Origin of the sequence: Zoogloea sp. 1C4, assembly GCF_009469605.1 — a bacterium.
Lineage (GTDB): Bacteria > Pseudomonadota > Gammaproteobacteria > Burkholderiales > Rhodocyclaceae > Zoogloea > Zoogloea oryzae.
This window is the reverse complement of the sequence record NZ_SSXU01000002.1, coordinates 289,472-307,501: the sequence shown is the minus strand read 5'-3', so window position 1 is coordinate 307,501 and position 18,030 is coordinate 289,472. Positions and strand designations below refer to the sequence as shown.

Sequence of the window (18,030 nt, the reverse complement as noted above, 5' to 3'; positions counted from 1 at the left end):
GTATGTCCGAGCAGCAGCACGTCCGTGCGGACGGAACGGTCACCTTCCTTCCGCACCGGCTCAACCGCCATCCCGTTGTCGTGCGCGGCCTCACCGCCGACGAGCTGTGGATCTGCTGCGGCCTGTCCGGCGCCGCCGGCCTGCTGGTCGGCGCGCCGCTGTCCTGGGTGTTCCGCACGATCGCGCTGGCGCCGACGTTCGTCGTCCTGGGCGTGGCCTTGGGCGTGTTCATCGGCGGCGGCATCCTGCGCCGCCTCAAGCGTGGGCGCCCCGACACCTGGCTGTATCGGCAACTGCAATGGCGCATCGCCACGCGCCATCCGCTGATGGCTGGCTGGGTCGGTGGCCATGTGCTGATCTCGCGCTCGGGCTTCTGGTCCACCCGCAGGAGCATGCGATGAGCCGCTTCAAAAACGAGGTTACCCACCTGCAGGCGCACATCAAGACCTTGCGGCTGGGCGCGGGCGCGCTGGTCGTCGTCGCCCTGGTCATGGGCGGCGGCTGGTGGAGCGCGCCGCGCGACCTGACCATCCACGTCCCGCCCGACCTGCGCTCTGGCAGTACCCGCAAGTGGTGGGAAGTGCCGCCCGAATCGGTCTATGCGTTCACGTTCTACGTGTTCCAGACGCTGAACCGCTGGCCGACCAATGGCGAAGAAGACTACTCGCGCAACCTCCACACGCTCTCGCCGTACCTCACCCCGTCCTGCCAGGCCTTCCTGCGGGCGGACTATGACTACCGCCGCTCCACGGGCGAGCTGCGTCAGCGCGTGCGCGGCATCTACGAGATTCCCGGCCGCGGCTATGGCGACGACCCCACGGCGCGCGTGCGCACCGTATCCGATCGCGACTGGGTGGTGACGCTGGACATCACGGCGGACGAGTACTACGGCGCCGAGCAGGTTAAACGCGCCCTGGTGCGCTATCCGATCAAGGTCACGCGGGTGGACGTCGATCCCGCCCGCAACCCGTTCGGCCTGGCGCTGGACTGCTATGAGGGCGCGCCCCAGCGCATCAGTGCACCGGAGCCGGCGCGCCCGGCGCCGAGTGGCCTTTCTCCGCAAGCGCCTCAAGGAGGAAACACCCCATGAAGCATCCTGTACTCGCGCTGCTGGGGCTACTGGCCGTGGCCGCGGCACCCGTCGCCCAGGCGGTGGAGATCCTGCGTTGGGAACGCATGCCACTGGCAGTGCCGCTGAAGGTCGGTCAGGAACGCATCGTGTTCATCAACCGGAACGTGCGCGTGGGCGTGCCCGCGGGCGTGGGCGAACGCCTGCGCGTGCAGAGTGCGGGCGGCGCGGTGTACCTGCGCGCCAGCGAGCCGATCGAGCCCACGCGGTTGCAACTGCAGGACGCCGACACGGGCGCGCTGATCCTGCTGGACATCGCAGCTGAACCGCCCAAGGACGGGGAAGCCGAGCTGGAGCCGGTGCGCATCGTCGAGGGTGACAGCGCACCGGGACGCTATGGCGAGCAAGCCGACAGTGCCGAGGCCCCGGCACGCGCCCAGGGCCAGGCAGGTGCGCGGACCGCGCGGCGCGAAACTCCGGTCCCTGTCGTGCTGACGCGCTTCGCCGCGCAGAACCTCTACGCACCGCTGCGCACCGTCGAGCCGCTTCCGGGCGTCATGCGGGCCAACCTGCCCCGCGACCTCGACCTGGACACACTGATGCCAACGCTGCCGGTGCGCGCGGTCGCGCTCGCGTCGTGGCGCCTGGAAGACCAATGGGTGACTGCCGTGCGCCTCACCAACACCGGCGCCGACTGGGTCGCGCTCGACCCGCGCGTGCTGCAAGGCGACTTCCTCACCGCCACCTTCCAACATGAGGCGCTTGGCCCGCGCGGAACACCCGAGGACACGACCGTCCTGTACCTGGTGACGCGCGGTCGCGGCCTTGCGCAGTCGCTGCTGCCCGCGATCCACCGCTTCGACCCCGCCGCACATCTCCCGCTGCCGAAAGACAGGCCCACGGACGCCAAGGAGGCCCCCGATGCGCAGTAATGGACTCCTGAAGTGGCTGATGATCCCGGTTGCCTTGCTGGTGCTGTTCGTCGCCATCCGGCTGTTCTCGGGTGGCAGCACTTCGGCACCACCGGCCGCGGATGCCGGCGCCAAGCTCACGCCTGCGGAAATGAAAGCGTTGGGCATCGAGGGGGATACCCCGCGCGACACCGTGGCGACGCTCGTTGCCCAAGTGAAGCAGTTGCGCACCGAGCTTCAGACCGCGCTCTCGGACAACAAATCCCAGCGTGAGGAAAACCAGCGGCTGCGTCAGCGCGAGAACTCGATCGACCAGCGCATCAACTCTGCGCTGGAGTCCGAACGCTCCAACCTGCGGCGCGACCAGCAGCAGGCGGCCAGCGAGCGCCAGCAGACCGAGGGGCTGCTCGCTGACCTGCAGCGGCGCCTGGACAGCATTGGTGGGCGCGGTGGCAGCCATGCCGATCTGCCCGTGGGCCTGGGGCTGCAGGGGGGCGACGAGGCCGGGATGGAAGGCGGCATGCGCTGGGTTGAACCGGATGACGCGAAGCCTGCCGAGGGACGCAACAGGGGGCGCGGCACGGCTGGCGGCATGAGCTTCCCGACGAGCTTCGGCCCCGAGCAGAGCACGTTGCAAACCACGGCGGAAACCGTGGCGAACGCCGGGGCACGCGCCGCGGGCGTCAAGACCGCAAAGCCCGTCTATACCGTCCCCACGAACTCCACGCTCATGGGCTCGGTGGCGATGACAGCGCTGATCGGGCGTGTGCCGATCGACGGCACCGTCAACGACCCGTACCCCTTCAAGGTGCTGGTGGGGCCGGACAACCTCACGGCGAACGGCATCGACATTCCCGATGTGGCCGGCGCCGTGTTCAGCGGCACCGCCTCGGGCGACTGGACGCTTTCTTGCGTGCGCGGCCAGGTGCGCAGCATCACGTTCGTCTTCAACGACGGCACGATTCGCACGATCCCCGAAGACCGCGAAGGAAACCAGCAGAACAACCAGCAGCGCGATGGCTTGGGCTGGATCAGCGATCCCCACGGCATTCCTTGCGTCAGCGGCGAGCGGCGCAGCAACGCCCAGCAGTACCTCGGCTCGCAGGCCCTGATCACCGCGGCCGGTGCCGGCGTGGCCTCGCTCATCGAGAGCGACAGCGGCCGCATGTCCTATGTCGGCTCGGACGGCTCCATCGGCACCGTGGGCATCAGCGGCCAGGAGGCGGTCGGCCAGATTCTGGCGGGCGGCGTGCGGGACATGTCGGCCTGGGTCAACAAGCTCTACGGCCAAGCGTTCGCCGCCGTCTATGTCCAGCCCGGCGCGAAGGTCGCCGTCCACCTCGAAAAGCCGCTCGCCATCGACTTCGATCCCGAAGGCCGCAAGGTCGATCACCGCACAGGAGAAAGCCATGCTCTCGAACTTGAATAGCTTGGCCCGTGGCCTGGCGCTGGTCCTCGCCGTCGCGGCGCTCGCCGGCTGCGCCACCAGCAAGGAAAAGCTGCTGACCCACGGTGACCGCACGATGATGGACATCTGGCAGCAGGAGGCCGGGGACGGCGGTGGCGCAGCCGGACGGAACGCCGGCGGCCAACTGCTCGATGCGCGCCAGAGCCTGCGTCGGCCGCTGACCGACGCCGATATGCAGGCCGCACCTGCCGAGCAGATGCGCTACACGCGCACCGCGCGCAACGAGGTCCATCGCCAGTTCCAGCGCCTGCCCAATCCCGATCTCGTGATGTACGTGTACCCGCACCTGGCCGGCACCGATCCCGTGCCGGTGCCCGGCTACACGACCGTCTTCCCGCTGTACCAGCGCATTCAGTACGCGATGCCGGGTGAGCGCGTGGAGGACTACTGATGCGCTGGAAACTTCCCTGGCCTAAGCCGGCCGCGCTGAAGCTGGCCGCATCCGGCGCTGGTGATGACGAGCAGCCGGACGGCTGGCAGCGCCACATTGAGGCCTTGCGCCAAGCCGGCATCCCCGAACCCGGCTCGGCAGTCCGGGGCCGCAAACCGGCGACGGAGGCCGACGAGCAGGCGCTGTACGAGGTCGCACCGTCCTTCGTGGAACTGCTGCCCTGGGTCGAGTTCTTGCCCGAGTCAAGGTCCATGTTGCTGGAGGACGGCCAATCGGTGGCGGCCTTCTTCGAGCTGGTGCCGCTGGGGACCGAGGGCCGGGAACCGGGCTGGCTTGCCCACGCCCGCGACGCCTTGGAGAACGCGCTGCAGGACAGCTTCGATGAGCTGGACGAGAACCCCTGGGTGCTCCAGCTCTATGCCCAGGACGAGCCGAGTTTCGACCAGTACATGCAGACCCTGCGTGACTACGTGCAGCCACGTGCCCGCGGGACAGCGTTCACCGAGTTCTACCTGCGCTTCTTCGGCCACCATCTGCGTGCGGTGGCCAAGCCCGGCGGCCTGTTCGAGGACACGGTGGTCACGCGGCTGCGCTGGCGCGGGCAGACGCGGCGCGTGCGCATGGTGGTCTATCGACGTGCCACCGGGCAGGCAAGCCGCCGCGGCCAGACGCCCGAGCAGATGCTGAACATCGTCTGCGACCGCCTGTGTGGCGGGCTGGCGAACGCCGGCATCCAGGCACGGCGCATGGTCGCAGCCGACGTCCACGACTGGCTGCTGCGGTGGCTCAATCCGCGCCCCGCGATGCTCGGGCCCAGTACAGAGGACCGGGAGCGCTTCTACGCACTGGCGCGCTACCCGGACGAGACTGAGGCCGGCGAGATCGAACTGGCGAGCGGGCGGGATTTCAGCCAGCGGCTGTTCTTCGGCCAGCCACGCTCCGACGTGGAGCACGGCACCTGGTACTTCGACGGCATGCCGCACCGTGTGCTGATCACCGACCGGCTGCGCATGCCGCCCGGCACGGGACATCTAACCGGCGAGACCCGCAAGGGCGATGCGATCAACACGCTGTTCGACCAGATGCCGGAAGACACCTTGCTTTGTCTCACGATGGTTGCCACGCCCCAGGATGTCCTGGAATCGGATCTGAACCACCTGGCGAAGAAGGCCGTGGGCGAGACGCTGGCGTCGGAGCAGACGCTCAAGGACGTGCATGAAGCCCGCTCGCTGATCGGCAGCGCGCACAAGCTCTACCGGGGCACGCTGGCGTTCTACCTGCGCGGGCGCGACGAGGCGGAACTGGATCGGCGCGGCCTGGACCTGGCGAACGTGATGCTCAACGCTGGTTTGCAGCCGGTGCGAGAGGATGATGAGGTGGCGCCGCTCAACAGCTACCTGCGCTGGCTGCCGTGCTGCTACAACCCCGGCAAGGATCGGCGCCGGTGGTACACGCAACTGATGTTCGCCCAGCACGCGGCAAACCTGTCGCCGGTGTGGGGCCGTGCCCAGGGTACGGGGCATCCAGGCATCACGATGTTCAACCGCGGCGGCGGGCCGATCACCTTCGATCCGCTCAATCGCCTGGACCGGCAGATGAACGCCCACCTGTTCCTGTTCGGCCCGACGGGTTCCGGCAAATCGGCCACGCTCAACAATCTGCTGAACCAGGTCACGGCCATTTATCGGCCGCGCCTCTTCATCGTGGAAGCCGGCAATAGCTTCGGCTTGTTCAGCGACTTCGCCAGGCGCCTGGGCCTGACCGTGAATCGGGTCAAGCTGGCCCCCGGATCGGGCATCAGCCTAGCGCCGTTCGCCGACGCGCGCCGGCTGATCGAAACGCCCAGCGATGTGCAAACGCTCGATGCCGATGCGCTGGACGAAGACCTGCCACCCGATGCCTCAGCCATGGAGGCGGACGAACAGCGCGACGTGCTGGGCGAACTGGAGATCACGGCGCGGCTGATGATCACTGGCGGCGAGGACAAGGAGGAAGCCAGGATGACGCGCGCCGACCGCTCGCTGATCCGCCAGTGCATCCTCGACGCCGCCGAGCACTGCGTGGCCGAGAAGCGCACGGTGCTCACGCGCGACGTGCGCAATGCGCTGCGCACCCGCGGCCAGGACCCGACGTTGCCCGAGATGCGGCGCGTGCGGCTGCTGGAGATGGCGGACGCGATGGACATGTTCTGCCAAGGCACGGACGGCGAGATGTTCGACCGCGACGGCACGCCGTGGCCCGAGGCCGACATCACGCTGGTGGATCTCGCGACCTATGCCCGTGAGGGCTACAACGCGCAGCTCTCGATCGCGTACATCAGCCTCATCAGCACGGTGAACAACATCGCGGAGCGTGACCAGTATCTCGGCCGCCCGATCATCAACGTGACCGACGAAGGCCACATCATCACGAAGAACCCGCTGCTCGCGCCGTATGTCGTGAAAATTACAAAAATGTGGCGCAAGTTGGGCGCCTGGTTCTGGCTGGCGACGCAAAACATCGACGATCTGCCGCGCGCCGCAGAGCCCATGCTCAACATGATCGAGTGGTGGATCTGCCTGTCGATGCCGCCGGACGAGGTGGAGAAGATCGCACGATTCCGCGAACTCTCGCCGGCGCAGAAGGCGCTGATGCTTTCGGCACGCAAGGAAGCGGGCAAGTTCACCGAGGGCGTCATCCTCTCCAAGAGCATGGAGGTGCTCTTCCGCGCCGTGCCGCCGAGCCTGTATCTCGCGCTCGCGCAGACCGAACCCGAAGAGAAGGCCGAGCGCTACCAGCTCATGCAGCAGCACGGCGTCAGCGAGTTGGATGCCGCCTTCAAGGTGGCCGAGAAGATCGACCGGGCACGCGGCATCGAGTCGCCGGCCCTGGCCCTGCCCTGAATCTGCCGTGCACCGGAGAACGCCATGGAACAGAAACGCTCATCCATTCCGATGCAGGTCCAGGCGTTCCGCCGTCGGCGCTGGCGGGCCCGCTGGCCATGGGCGTTAGGCGCAGTGCTGGTTGCGCTGCTGCTGATCTGGCTCGTGTCCCGTTCGCCAGGCGAGTCCACGCCCCAAACCTCGGCGCCTGTCAGCGAGACGCAGGTGGCCGGGCCTCCTTGGCAGATGGGCAACCCGGCAGGTCGTTTCACGCTGACGCTCTACGCGGACCTCGAATGCCCGTTCTGCCGGTCCTATTTCCCTGTCCTCAAGCGTTGGGTGGCCGGCAATGCGGACGTGGCCTTGCAATGGCACCACCTGCCGTTGGCCGCGCATGAGCCGGCCGCGTCCGCCGAAGCGCGCTTGGTGGAATGCGCGGGCGAAGCCGGCGGCCATCCCGCCTTCTGGCAGGCTGTCGAGTGGGTCTATGTCCACACACACAGCGACGGCCAGGGCTTGCCCGAAGACCTGCGCCACCCCGCCCTGACGCCAGCCATCGAACAGTGCATTGCGAGCGAGCGGCCCGACGCGGCGATTCGTACCCAAACTGCGGAAGCCACGAACAGCGGCGTGACCGCCACGCCGTCGCTGCGGCTGCACGATCGCGAAACCGGCAAGGCGATCCTGCTGCAGGGCCCGATCGAGGGCGATGCCTTGCTGTCGGCCATGGACATGCTCGCGGCCGGCGATCCCGCCGCCACACCCACATCGGAAATGCCTGCCGACGTCGTCGGCGACATGCCCAGGTAGCCCCGGTCTTCAAGGCTACGGCGCAGTCCGCTGCGCTGACCACAACCCCGTTCGCCTCGCATCCTGGCCGCGAACGATCACCGCTGCCGCGGTGATGGATGCACCTTGTTCGTTCCCCAGGAGGGCTTGCCCTCCCAGGGCGAGTGCCCTCCGATCTCACCGTCTGGAGGTTCGCCATGTCTTTCGCCGTCAATGACTCCTGCCTGGAGTCGCTTTCCGCCATCGCTGCCCAACACGAGGACTGGATCATCCAGCAAGCCATCGTGCTGCTGGAGAGACGGGTCTTCAAAGCTGGACCGTGCCTCAGCCAACCGGCCGCTGTACGGGACTACCTGCGTCTGAAACTGGTCGCTGAGCCCAATGAGATATTCGCCGCTGTGTTCCTGGACAGCCTGCACCAGGTGCTGGCCTACGAGCCGCTGTTCAGGGGCACGATCAACGCGACTTCGGTCTATCCGCGTGTCGTCGTGCAGCGTGTGCTGGAGTTGAATGCCGCCGCGGTGGTCTTCGCCCACCAGCATCCTTCGGGCGTCTCCGAGCCGTCCAGCGCGGATCGCATGCTGACCCAGCAACTGCAAGCCGCGCTGGCGCTCATCGATGTGCGGGTACTGGACCACATCATCGTCGGCCAGGGTGCCCCGTTCTCCTTTGCGGAATCCGGCCTGCTGTAGCAATGGCACCGGCTCCTTGATCCACGCGGAGGCTTCGGCCTCCGCTTTTCATTGGCGCAAGACAAGCAGGTATGCGGGCAGTCCGCGATGCGCATTGTTTGTTGGGGCCGCATGGCGTTCGGCGTTTGACTATGGCCCTTGACAACTCTTGGGGGCGCTCGACATGCCAGCATCTTCATCCAGGTTCGCATCGGGCTGGCGAACCCTTGGCCTGGCCGTTGCGCTGCCGGCTTCCCTGGCCGTGTTCAGCCCGGCCAGCTTCGCCGCCGATGTGGTGGTCATCACCGACAGCCGTCACCCGGTCAGGACCATGGGTGGCGAGCAGCTGATCGAGCTGGATGAAGCGCCCCGGATCGAAGCGGAGCTTTCTGCGGCGCTGCCCGCCGATCCCGGACAGGCAACAGCCATCGTGAAGCGCCGGCTGAGCCAGGGGGGCGCTGACCTCCAGCGTCGCATCGCCACCGCATACCAGGGCGTTGCCGACGCATGGAGCCTGGGCATCACCACCATTCCGGCTGTCGTGGTGGATCAGCGCTACGTGGTCTATGGCGAGCCTGACGTGGCCCGCGCCATCGCGCGCATCGAACAGCACCGGAGGGCCGAACCGTGATCCGCTCATTCGACCTTCTGCGCCGCATGCGGGCTGCCGTCACCTCCGTGCTGCTGCTCAGCGCCACGGGCAGCTACGCCCTGAACACGGCGACCATCGTGGGTTCAGTGGCTTCGCCCGATTGCCTGGAGTACCGGGTGGTGGGTATCTGCTACTGGCTCTACTGCACCTGGACCGGCTGCACGGTGCGCACGTCCGTCAAGGTCAGGCACTACATCCCCGATGCGGTGGTTTCGTCCTACTCGAACACCGGCGAGAACCCCTGGGTCGAAGTGCGCGCCATGAGCACGCCCAACCCTTCGGCCCAGGCCGGCGGGGACGGCACCACCAATGAAGATCACGAAAACAATCTCGCGAAGTTCAAGAACGCGGACGTCATCGGCCACCCCGGCGTCGAGGTGTTCAACCAGTTCGTCTCGTCCTCGGGCTATTTCTGCGAGGGCGCAGGCACGGCCTTCATGCCGTACCTGCTCAGTACGCTGGACACGCCGGCCTGGCGCTACAACGTACCGGAGATGGTGTACCCGGAGGCATTGATCCCGGGCATGCGCGAGGTCGGCGCGCGCTCGACCCTGAACCTCTGGGGCAACGTCTATCCGCGCGGCGGCTTCCTGCACCAGACGGACGACCACAAGGCCGGTGCCGTGGTGGCCCAACGGGCCGGCGATGTGGTCACGCGCCGCGGGCAGATCCACGTCTATCAGCCGCTGCTCGCCAACTCCCGCGATGGCTACTGGCCGGCCGGCGCGCTGATGGAGGGCGATGCCTCGACCGGCAAGTGGCAGGAACTCACGCCCGTCCTGTCCTCGTCCTGCACGGTCTTCCCGCGCAACGGCTTCCTGACACAGGCCCAACAAGGCGACTACGCCTGGGCGTTGTGGCGGCCCTATGCGTGCTGCGAACGCCGGGGCCAGGTGTTCCTCGGCAGCGTCGATTTCTATTGAGGGTACGGCGATGAAGCGTCCTGAACTGATGAACCCATCCGCCAAGGTTCGCCGCCCGCTGCGCCCCACGGCGCTAGCCGGCGCGCTCGCCCTGGTCTGTGGCCTCGCGTGGGCGCAGGCCGGCTTCCAGACCAGCGGCCCCGTCATCGGCGATGAGGTCATGTACTCGATCGGCGGTGGCAGTGCGGTGTCCATGGGCCGCGCCGCTGGCATGCGTTCGATCGGGGTCGGCCTGGGTTGGAACAGCAACCTCATCTGCGGCGACATGAGCATCCAGACCACGCTGCGCAATCAGCTCAATGGGATCACGAATGGGTTCCAGCAGATCATGAGCAACGTGATCCAGAGCGCGACCAGTGCCGTGGCATCGCTGCCGGCGCTGATCATCCAGCGTGCCGATCCGGGGCTGTACAACCTGCTGACCAATGGTGTGCTGCAGGCGAGGCTGGATTTCGACCGCTCCAAGCTGACGTGTCGCGCGATGGCCGAGAAGATGGCCGAGACGGCGGGCGGCCAGCTCGGATGGAGCCAGATGGCGGAAGGCATGGCGCTGCGCGATGCGGTGTCGAGCACGGATGCCGTATCGGCGATCGAGCAGGCCGAGACGCGCCGCGGCAACGACGGCGTGCCCTGGGTGGGCGGCAGCAATGCCGGCGGCGCGGGCCAGTCGGCCATCCGGGTGGTCGGTGACGTGACGCGGGCGGGCTACAACCTGGTCAACGGGCGCAGCGTGACTGACACGTCCTCCATCGCGCCCGCCAGTTGCGCGAGCCTGTCCTGCCAGACCTGGACGTCGCCGCAGCAGGCGACCGAATGGGCGACGCGGGTTCTCGGGGAACAGGTACAGCGCACGTGTGATTCCTGCACCAAGACCGAGACCGTGCCTGGCGTCGGGCTGACGCCGCTGATCCAGGAGGAGTACGAGACCAAGCTGGAGGCCTTGCAGGAACTGGTCTCTGGGACGCGCAACACGACGTTCGAGAACCTGCATGCAGCCGGCAGCACCTCGCTGCCCATTACACGCGGCGTCATCGAGGCGCTGCGCGACGAGCCAGACCAAGACCTGCTGGCGCGACGTCTCGCGTCCGAGGTCGCGTTGTCGTCCGTGCTGGAGAAGGCATTGCTGCTCCAGCGGACCCTGCTGACCGGCAAGAAGGAACCCAACGTGGCGGCCAACCAGTTGGCGGTCGAGGCCGTGAACCACGAGAGCGACACGCTCGATCAGGAGATCCGCAACCTCAAGACCGAACTTGAACTGCGGCGCGAACTGGCGAACAACTCGCCCATGGCCATCATCCAGCGCCACGGGACGCGCGCGGCCGGCTCGCGCGGCATCTACGAAGGCGACCCGGTGCCCGACCGCCTCGATCGGTTGCAGCGGGGCAACCCGGGAGGCACGCCATGAACGCGGCCTGGCTGCGCCCGCGCTGGCTTTTCAGCCGGCGCGCGGCAAAGGCGCTGCTCCTGGCGGTGGTCATCATCGCCGCGGCCGTGGGCGCCAATCTCGTCGGCATCTACCTCGTCGGCAGCGTTGCCGGCTGGGAGCGGTGGCTGGCTGCCAGCGCGGGCTACTTCCTGGTGTGGCGGCTGTGCCTGTACGGCGCGACGGTCTATGGCTGGGTCTGGATGCGCCGCCGGCTGCTGGCCCGCGAGGAAGACGCGCAAGCGCGGCGACGCCTGGTGCGCAGCGAGATCGCCGGCGTCGTCGCCATCGTGGCGCTGGAAGCCAGCCTGCTGATGCAGAGCTGAAGAGGGAGCCGCGCCATGACGCTTTTTACGACCGACTACCTGGAGTACTACCTGACGCTGGTGTCCTGGATCGTCAACAACGGCATCTGGGCGGTGCTGGTGTCGAGCGGAGTATTCGCGCTGCCGTTCGTCGCCATCATCGTGCAGGAGTGGTTGAAGGCCCGTGCGGAAGGTGCCGACGAAGGCAACAAGGGCGTGCTCTCGGCTGCGCGCATCGAGAACCGGGTCTTCGTCGCCATCGTGGTGGTGATGTTCGCTGGCATCCCGTTCATCGACGTGGACCTCAACACCATCCAGTACGACAGCTCGCGCTCGGCCCAGTGCCAGGTCAGCGTGCCGCAGCCCACGGATACCGGCTGGTCGCAGTCCTTCAGCACCATCAACAACCAGTCGGCGAAGGTGCCGGTCTGGTGGGCTTTCATGCACGCGCTCTCGCGCGCCGTCACGAGCGCCTCGGTGGCGGCGATCCCATGCGGCACGGACCTGCGGCAGATGCGCATGGAGATCGACGCGACCCGCATTGACGACCCGGTACTGGCTCAGGAAGTAGCGGATTTCTCGCGGGATTGCTATGGGCCTGCGCGGGCCAAATTGTTCATGCAGCGCCCTCAGCTTGATGAGCAGCAGATGCACGACGTGACCTGGATAGGGTCGAGGTTTTTCACGGGCACGGGCGGCTACTACGACACCTACCGCTCAAGCACGCCGCGCGACGACTGGCCCTACGACAGCACCCGCGATGCGGGGCTTGCACAGGTGGGCAGCGGTGGCGGCTACCCGACCTGCAGGCAGTGGTGGGCCGATGGCGGCAATGGCCTGCGGGCACGCCTGCTGGGACAGGTGGACCCGAACCTGTTGAATCGCCTGGCAGGCTGGGCCGGGTTCCTGAGCAGGGCCGAGGTGGACGACTCGGTGATCCGCGCCATCGCGTCACCGCGGCAACAGAAATTGAACCAGGGTAGCGTCTATACGGACTATGGCGGCCAGATCGACAAGACCTTGCCGAACATCGTGACGCGGGCCACGGGAGACGTTGGGATGGCCGTCGGCGCGATTGCCGCGTTTCCCGCCATGGACGTCGTGAGACAGTCTCTGCCCATGGTCCTCGCCTTGCTCAAGATGGCGCTGGTCATCTGCATCCCGCTTGTGCTGGTCGTAGGCACCTACGATCTGAAGACGGTCGTTACCGTCAGCGTCGTGCAGTTCGCGCTCTTCTTCACGGACTTCTGGTTTCAGCTTGCGCGCTGGATCGATTCGACGATCCTGGATGCGCTCTATGGCTGGGGGTTCGGCTGGAATCGGCCGCACACCAACTTCGACCCGCTGGTGGGGCTGAACAACGCCTTCGGAGACATGCTCCTGATGTTTGTCACGGGCACGATGTTCATCGTACTGCCTACGTTCTGGATCATGGCCTTGGCTTGGGCGGGCGTTCGTGCCGGCAACGTGTTGCAAGGCCTCGCAGGAGCCACCGGAGATGCCAAGGCTGCTGGCGGAAGGGGAGGAAGCATTGCGATCAATGCAGTGTCGAAGAAGTGATCGCTGCTAGTCGTCCTCGACATGAGGATCAATGCGGAAACCGTCGTAGGTGTATAGGCCGAATCCTGCTGGTCCGTTTCGCCACTCTGGCTCGGGCAACTCCTCGCCCAAGTCGGTGTTGCGGGCCATCCAGGCAACCACCATGACGCACACCATCACCAGGGCCAGCCAGAAGGTGGTGTACAGCAGCACCCCGAGCGCAGCCAGCTTAACCATCCACACGAGCGCGGTGGCTCCAGCCGTCGGCATGCCCTTGGAAACCAACCAGTTCGACGCCCGCCGTTCACAGCGCGCGTAGGCACGCCATCCGCGGCCAAAGGCGCGGCCGAGGCGTTCTGCGGTGCTGGTGCGAGTCGTGGTGTTCATGGTCGTCTCCTACTGCTGAGGGATGCCTATTTCAGTTTGGTCCATTTCATTCTGTTTAGGGCTTCAATGTGTTCTCTTGCTGCTTCAGGACGCTTCGTCATCCGGTTCCAACGGGCCAGGGTCGGGCTCCACGCCGATGCGGTATGTAGCAACGAAACGCGGCCAGTCCACATGGTCAACGAGATCGATGTCCTCGATGACACTGACCTTCGCGCTGGCACGCTCGAACAGCGCGATGCTCTTGGCGGGATAGTTGTTGCGCGACGGATAGAGCACCCCGTCGAACAGCACCTGGCCGTCATCTCCAAGCATCGCATGCACCTGGGCCGACACCTGCTGCGTGTGCGTGTAGTCGCGGCTGGCCAACTGCTCCAGGTTCAGGCCGAAGTAGCCCGCCATGACGCCCGGCGCCGTGAGGTCGGCCAGAAGCACGTCGTCCATCACGCCCACTGCGCGCACCATCCGGCTCTGGACTTCTTTCAGCGCGATCGAGCGCTTCGTGTCCGCAAGCCACTGGTGCTTATGAAACACCGACTCCATCAGCGCCGTGGGCAGGTCGCGCCCCAGGTAGAGCACCCCGTAGGCCTGGGCCGGGTCATCGTAGCGATTGGTGCTGCTGCGGCCATAGTACAGCGGGCTGCCCCGATAGACGACGCGGCTCACATGCTGGAGCAGCTCACCGGCATCGATCAGGAACGAAGGCAGCTCGTGGCTCATGGCGATCTCGCTTCAATGCACCTGAACGCCCAGCACGTTGAACACGGCCTCGGCCACGTCGTCGATCGTGCCATGCGTCACCGCATCCACTGGCGAGCGGCCGCCCAAGCCTTCGAGCGGTTCGGACAGTGCGCGGTAGATCGTCCAAGGGTCGATGCCCTCGACCTCCTGAAGCACGGTTTGGGTCAACTGCTGCTTCACCGGGTCGAGCTGCCAGTCGGGCAGTTTCTGGCCTCGCGGCCCCACGTTCAGCGCCAGCAGCCGACGGGCGAGGATGTCCTTGTAGATCTGCTGGCGCGACTTGTCCGCCAGCTTGGCGTACTCCGCGGGCGGCAGGTTGTGCGGCTGGTTGAAGGTTTCCAGCAGCACGGCGCGGCCTCGCTGGACGTCGGTTTCAGTCGGCGCCCAGCGCGTCTCAGCGCGCAGCGCAGCCGTCTTACGCTTCAAGGCGTGCTCCACCGTTTCACCTTCGAGGTTGGCTGGCAGCTTTACCGCCTCCACGCGCTCGTGAATGAACGCCTGCAACTCGGCCGCGAAAGCCGGCGCATCCCGGATTTCGACGGTATCCGCGAAGCGGCGCACATCCTCCACGGTGACACGCGGCAGACGGTCGGCAATGAATTCAATGGCGGTGGGCATGGTCATCTCCCAGGTAGGTTTGAGACAGGACTTACTCTAGTCGCCTTTGTCGCATTTGTCAACTTTGACGCCTAGAGAGCAACCTACCTGGCGAAAACAGCGTCTCCGCAGCATAGGCCGAGGCCAGCGGCTGGTCGCCGCGCAATCCATTCGTGCGGGTTCCACATTGACGCTGGAACCGCAACCCAGGCCCCGCTATACCGAAACGGTTAAAGGCCAAAGGGCCGAAACGGCAAGGGAATGGGGTGCAAGGGGAAAGGCCCTACCTCGAAAAGGCAAAAAGGCCTCCCGGTCGGCCCGCCACAGGACACCCGCATGCTCTCCCTGTTCCAGCGAAAACGGCCCCCGGTCGCCGGCGCGCCACCGCCAGCACCCGCCACCGTCCTCCCGAAAGGGTTGATGCGGCCCGAGTCGGCCGCATCGCTGCTGGCCACCCCGCGCCGGCAGAAGCTGCTGGAGCACATTTGGCAGCGCACCTCGCTGTCGCGCAGGCAATTCGCCACGCTGTACCGAGCGCCCCTGGAACGCTACGCCGAGCTGGTCCAGGCCTTCCCGGCCTCCGAGGCGCATCACCATGCCTATCTGGGCGGCATGCTCGACCACGGCCTCGAAATCGTCGCCTACAGTCTGAAACTGCGGCAGTCCCATCTGCTGCCCATCGGCGCCAGCCCCGAAGACCAAGCGGCACAGTCCGAAGCCTGGACCGCCGCCGTCGCCTACGCCGCGCTGCTGCACGACATCGGCAAGATCGCCGTCGATCTGCACGTCGAGCTGGCCGACGGCAGCATCTGGCACCCTTGGCACGGCCCGCTGCGCCAGCCATACCGATTCCGCTACCGCGACGATCGCGAGTACCGCCTGCACAGCGCCGCGACAGGTTTGCTCTACCACCAACTGCTCGACCGTGAGGCCCTGGACTGGCTCAGCGGCTATCCGTCCCTGTGGGCACCACTGCTCTACGTCCTGGCCGGGCAGTACGAGCACGCCGGCGTACTGGGCGAACTTGTCGTGCAGGCAGACCGGGCCTCGGTGGCCCAGGAGCTGGGCGGCGATCCGGCCCGCGCCATGGCTGCGCCCAAGCACGCGCTGCAGCGCAAGCTGCTCGACGGGTTGCGCTACCTGCTCAAGGAACAGTTGAAACTGAACCAGCCGGAAGCCTCCGATGGCTGGCTCACCGACGATGCCCTGTGGCTGGTGAGCAAAACGGTCTCGGACAAACTGCGTGCGCACCTGCTGTCCCAAGGCGTCGATGGCATCCCTGCGAACAACACCGCGGTGTTCAACGTCCTCCAGGATCACGGCATGTTGCAGCCGGCGCCCGACGGCAAGGCTATTTGGCGCGCGACCATAACCAGTTCCACCGGCTGGTCCCACTCGTTCACCCTGTTGCGCCTCGCTCCTGCGCTGATCTGGGAATCTGGCGAGCGACCGACGCCTTTTGCAGGCACGGTAGCGATCGACGCGGCAGTCGCCGAAAACGACGCCGAGGCGCCGAAAATGCCGCCTGCGGCCATGGCGAAGGCAGCCCCGAACGGTCAGAAACTTCCATCTTGGGAAGGCAGTAGTACCGTCACCGCCTCACCGCCTAAGGCCCAGCCCGTGTCCGATGTCATGGAGGACATGCTGGCAATGGTGAGCACGAGCGGCTCGCCTGGTGCCGAGCAGGATGTGGAGCCGGTTGCACAGAGAAGCTACCCCGCAGACCCCAGCACTCCTATGCCAGCGACTGCCGCAGTGCTTCCTTCGCCACCACCATCTACTGCTAAACCACCCCTAACAGCAGCGCCCCCGTCAGGCGAACATTTCATGATGTGGCTGAAACAGGGAATTGCTTCGCGCCGGCTCATCATCAACGACGCAAAAGCGCTCGTGCATTCCGTGAATGACACGGCCTACTTGGTCAGCCCAGGTGTGTTCCAGCGCTACGTCCAGGAGCACCCTCATGTCGGCACGCTGGCACGGCAGGACAAGATGCCGGATTGGCAGTGGGTGCAGAAGCGCTTTGAGAAACTGGGGTTGCATCGAAAGCACGACAGCGGCTTGAACATCTGGATCTGTGAAGTCACCGGGCCGCGCAAGTCCCGGAAGCTGCATGGGTATTTGCTGATCGATGCGAATTGGTTGTTCGATGCAGTACCACCCAACAATCCTTATCTCAGAGTTACGCAAGAGATTTGAGCATGGAGTCCTACGTGGCGGTGAGATACGGTAGAGTTCGCCTTGGTAGGTTAGCGGCTAGCCAAGGTGTCCAGCACAAAGTCAGCGCGTTGCGCCACTCTGATCTTGGGCAACCGCGATACCGCATAGCCCAGCGCTGGATAGGTGCGCTGAAGCCGCTCGAATTCAGCCCGCGCTTCATCCATGCTGTGACGGCGTTCTTCGTCCTGCACATAGATTTCAGGCCACGGCGGGGCCAGAAAGATGCGCGAGTGGTAGCGATGCGACTGGGCAATCGTGTCCAGAATAGTAGTGCCGTCCAGTGCCTGGGGTGCTGCCGCCGCGTCGATCAGGCCACGGTCGAAGAACACCCATTGCGTATTGCTGCGTGGCGCATTGGCATGGTTGTCTAGCGCAAGGTCGATGGCCCCGCGCAGGAAGGCCGTCATGTCGAGCCACGGCAGGGCCTGGCCGCCCGTGCGTGTTTGTTCCTGAACGATACGCCGTCCAGGCTCCTCAATTACGGCATCCCTGGATTTCCATTCAACCCCCACAAACGAGAACGACGATCAACTATCTCCTGAAAGGCCATCAGCATCCATCAAGGCCAGCATGCCAACAATGAGTGCGTGCATGCCCTGTTGAGTTCGGCCTCCATCTCGGCTTCCTCCGTCGCACGGTCTGCATCCACGACGGGTTCCCGTTCGGCGACCGAGTACACCGTGTCGGCCACGGCAAGGCAGTGGAACGCCACGGTGGTCAACAGCCAGCGCGCATGCTCCATCGATATGCCGTAGGCCTGAGCGATGTGGCGTTGGTGGCCGACGATCTTGTCGAGCATGGGCTGGGTCGCCGCCAGACGGCGGATCACGTTGGGTACGCCTTGCCGTCGCCAAGATGCTTGGGCTTGAGCATCGGCGTCTCGTGGGCGTGCAGCACCACGTGGCGACGCAGTTCGTCATCCAGCGCCTTTACCATCGGCTGCAGTTGCGCGCCGCACGCACCGACCCACTGTGCCAGCGTCGAGCGGGCAACAGTAAGTCTGATGCTCTTTGCGCATTCAGATGAATGCATTACGCCCATACGAAATCCGAAATCAGCTCGGCCGCGCACAGCAGATGGCAGTTG

The 18,030-nt window shown here is 65.9% G+C and carries 19 protein-coding genes and 1 pseudogene; 14 read left to right on the top strand and 6 right to left on the bottom strand.

Features of this window, described 5'->3' with window-relative positions:
• The first annotated feature begins 2 nt into the window (after window positions 1–2).
• From GH681_RS03875 to GH681_RS03815, 13 genes are all read left to right on the top strand, one after another.
• Window positions 3–401, top strand: coding sequence for a TIGR03750 family conjugal transfer protein (locus GH681_RS03875; RefSeq protein ID WP_003050133.1), 399 nt, complete (start codon window positions 3–5; stop codon window positions 399–401).
• Window positions 398–1,090 (top strand): PFL_4703 family integrating conjugative element protein, encoded by a 693-nt coding sequence (locus tag GH681_RS03870; RefSeq protein WP_003050116.1) that lies wholly within the window; start codon window positions 398–400, stop codon window positions 1,088–1,090. The genes GH681_RS03875 and GH681_RS03870 overlap by 4 nt, the downstream gene beginning before the upstream one ends.
• Window positions 1,087–2,001, top strand: coding sequence for a TIGR03749 family integrating conjugative element protein (locus tag GH681_RS03865; protein ID WP_153160111.1), 915 nt, complete (start codon window positions 1,087–1,089; stop codon window positions 1,999–2,001). Before GH681_RS03870 ends, GH681_RS03865 begins: the two co-directional genes overlap by 4 nt.
• On the top strand, window positions 1,991–3,409 hold the full coding sequence (locus GH681_RS03860; protein ID WP_047350884.1) for a TIGR03752 family integrating conjugative element protein: 1,419 nt from the start codon (window positions 1,991–1,993) through the stop codon (window positions 3,407–3,409). The genes GH681_RS03865 and GH681_RS03860 overlap by 11 nt, the downstream gene beginning before the upstream one ends.
• Window positions 3,390–3,839 (top strand): TIGR03751 family conjugal transfer lipoprotein, encoded by a 450-nt coding sequence (locus GH681_RS03855; protein ID WP_003050109.1) that lies wholly within the window; start codon window positions 3,390–3,392, stop codon window positions 3,837–3,839. Before GH681_RS03860 ends, GH681_RS03855 begins: the two co-directional genes overlap by 20 nt.
• Window positions 3,839–6,721, top strand: a complete 2,883-nt coding sequence (locus GH681_RS03850; RefSeq protein ID WP_003050106.1) for a conjugative transfer ATPase — start codon at window positions 3,839–3,841, stop codon at window positions 6,719–6,721. Before GH681_RS03855 ends, GH681_RS03850 begins: the two co-directional genes overlap by 1 nt.
• A gap of 24 nt (window positions 6,722–6,745) precedes the next feature.
• Window positions 6,746–7,510, top strand: coding sequence for a thioredoxin domain-containing protein (locus GH681_RS03845; protein ID WP_003050104.1), 765 nt, complete (start codon window positions 6,746–6,748; stop codon window positions 7,508–7,510).
• Window positions 7,511–7,686: 176 nt separating this feature from the next.
• Window positions 7,687–8,181, top strand: a complete 495-nt coding sequence (locus GH681_RS03840; protein WP_003050103.1) for a JAB domain-containing protein — start codon at window positions 7,687–7,689, stop codon at window positions 8,179–8,181.
• Between the two features lie 163 nt (window positions 8,182–8,344).
• Entirely contained in the window at window positions 8,345–8,791 is a 447-nt protein-coding gene (locus tag GH681_RS03835; RefSeq protein ID WP_087747799.1) for a TIGR03757 family integrating conjugative element protein, read from the top strand.
• Window positions 8,788–9,735: a TIGR03756 family integrating conjugative element protein gene (locus GH681_RS03830; RefSeq protein ID WP_003050097.1), complete on the top strand. Its 948-nt coding sequence runs from the start codon at window positions 8,788–8,790 to the stop codon at window positions 9,733–9,735. The genes GH681_RS03835 and GH681_RS03830 overlap by 4 nt, the downstream gene beginning before the upstream one ends.
• Before the next feature lie 10 nt (window positions 9,736–9,745).
• Window positions 9,746–11,140 carry an integrating conjugative element protein gene (locus GH681_RS03825; RefSeq protein WP_003050095.1) on the top strand — a complete coding sequence of 465 codons (1,395 nt, stop codon included), beginning with the start codon at window positions 9,746–9,748 and terminating at the stop codon, window positions 11,138–11,140.
• Window positions 11,137–11,484 carry a hypothetical protein gene (locus GH681_RS03820; protein ID WP_003050094.1) on the top strand — a complete coding sequence of 116 codons (348 nt, stop codon included), beginning with the start codon at window positions 11,137–11,139 and terminating at the stop codon, window positions 11,482–11,484. The genes GH681_RS03825 and GH681_RS03820 overlap by 4 nt, the downstream gene beginning before the upstream one ends.
• A gap of 15 nt (window positions 11,485–11,499) precedes the next feature.
• The gene (locus tag GH681_RS03815) at window positions 11,500–13,023 is read left to right on the top strand and encodes a conjugal transfer protein TraG N-terminal domain-containing protein (RefSeq protein WP_087747801.1); all 1,524 of its coding nucleotides are present in this window, start codon (window positions 11,500–11,502) and stop codon (window positions 13,021–13,023) included.
• Between the two features lie 6 nt (window positions 13,024–13,029).
• Here GH681_RS03815 and GH681_RS03810 read toward each other — a convergent pair whose 3' ends face one another.
• The 3 genes from GH681_RS03810 to GH681_RS03800 all read right to left on the bottom strand — a co-directional run bounded on the left by GH681_RS03810 (window position 13,030) and on the right by GH681_RS03800 (window position 14,745).
• Window positions 13,030–13,389 carry a DUF3742 family protein gene (locus GH681_RS03810; RefSeq protein ID WP_003050090.1) on the bottom strand — a complete coding sequence of 120 codons (360 nt, stop codon included), beginning with the start codon at window positions 13,387–13,389 and terminating at the stop codon, window positions 13,030–13,032.
• An 84-nt stretch (window positions 13,390–13,473) separates the two neighbouring features.
• Complete coding sequence (locus GH681_RS03805; RefSeq protein WP_003050087.1) at window positions 13,474–14,106, bottom strand: RES family NAD+ phosphorylase; 633 nt, start codon at window positions 14,104–14,106, stop codon at window positions 13,474–13,476.
• Between the two features lie 12 nt (window positions 14,107–14,118).
• Window positions 14,119–14,745 (bottom strand): hypothetical protein, encoded by a 627-nt coding sequence (locus GH681_RS03800; RefSeq protein ID WP_003050085.1) that lies wholly within the window; start codon window positions 14,743–14,745, stop codon window positions 14,119–14,121.
• 315 nt (window positions 14,746–15,060) lie between these two features.
• On the opposite strand from GH681_RS03800, the gene mobH reads away from it, so the two are divergent.
• On the top strand, window positions 15,061–16,923 hold the full coding sequence (mobH, locus tag GH681_RS03795; protein ID WP_003050081.1) for a MobH family relaxase: 1,863 nt from the start codon (window positions 15,061–15,063) through the stop codon (window positions 16,921–16,923).
• A 50-nt stretch (window positions 16,924–16,973) separates the two neighbouring features.
• On the opposite strand, the gene GH681_RS03790 is transcribed toward mobH, so the two are convergent.
• The 3 genes and pseudogenes from GH681_RS03790 to GH681_RS03780 form a co-directional block, all read right to left on the bottom strand.
• A complete protein-coding gene (locus GH681_RS03790; RefSeq protein WP_013520789.1) occupies window positions 16,974–17,456 on the bottom strand; it encodes an AAA family ATPase in 483 nt (160 codons plus the stop codon).
• A gap of 47 nt (window positions 17,457–17,503) precedes the next feature.
• Window positions 17,504–17,743, bottom strand: coding sequence for a hypothetical protein (locus tag GH681_RS03785; RefSeq protein ID WP_202626418.1), 240 nt, complete (start codon window positions 17,741–17,743; stop codon window positions 17,504–17,506).
• A 62-nt stretch (window positions 17,744–17,805) separates the two neighbouring features.
• Window positions 17,806–17,985 (bottom strand): annotated as a pseudogene (locus GH681_RS03780) (transposase); the annotation flags it as partial.
• Window positions 17,986–18,030: the final 45 nt, after the last annotated feature.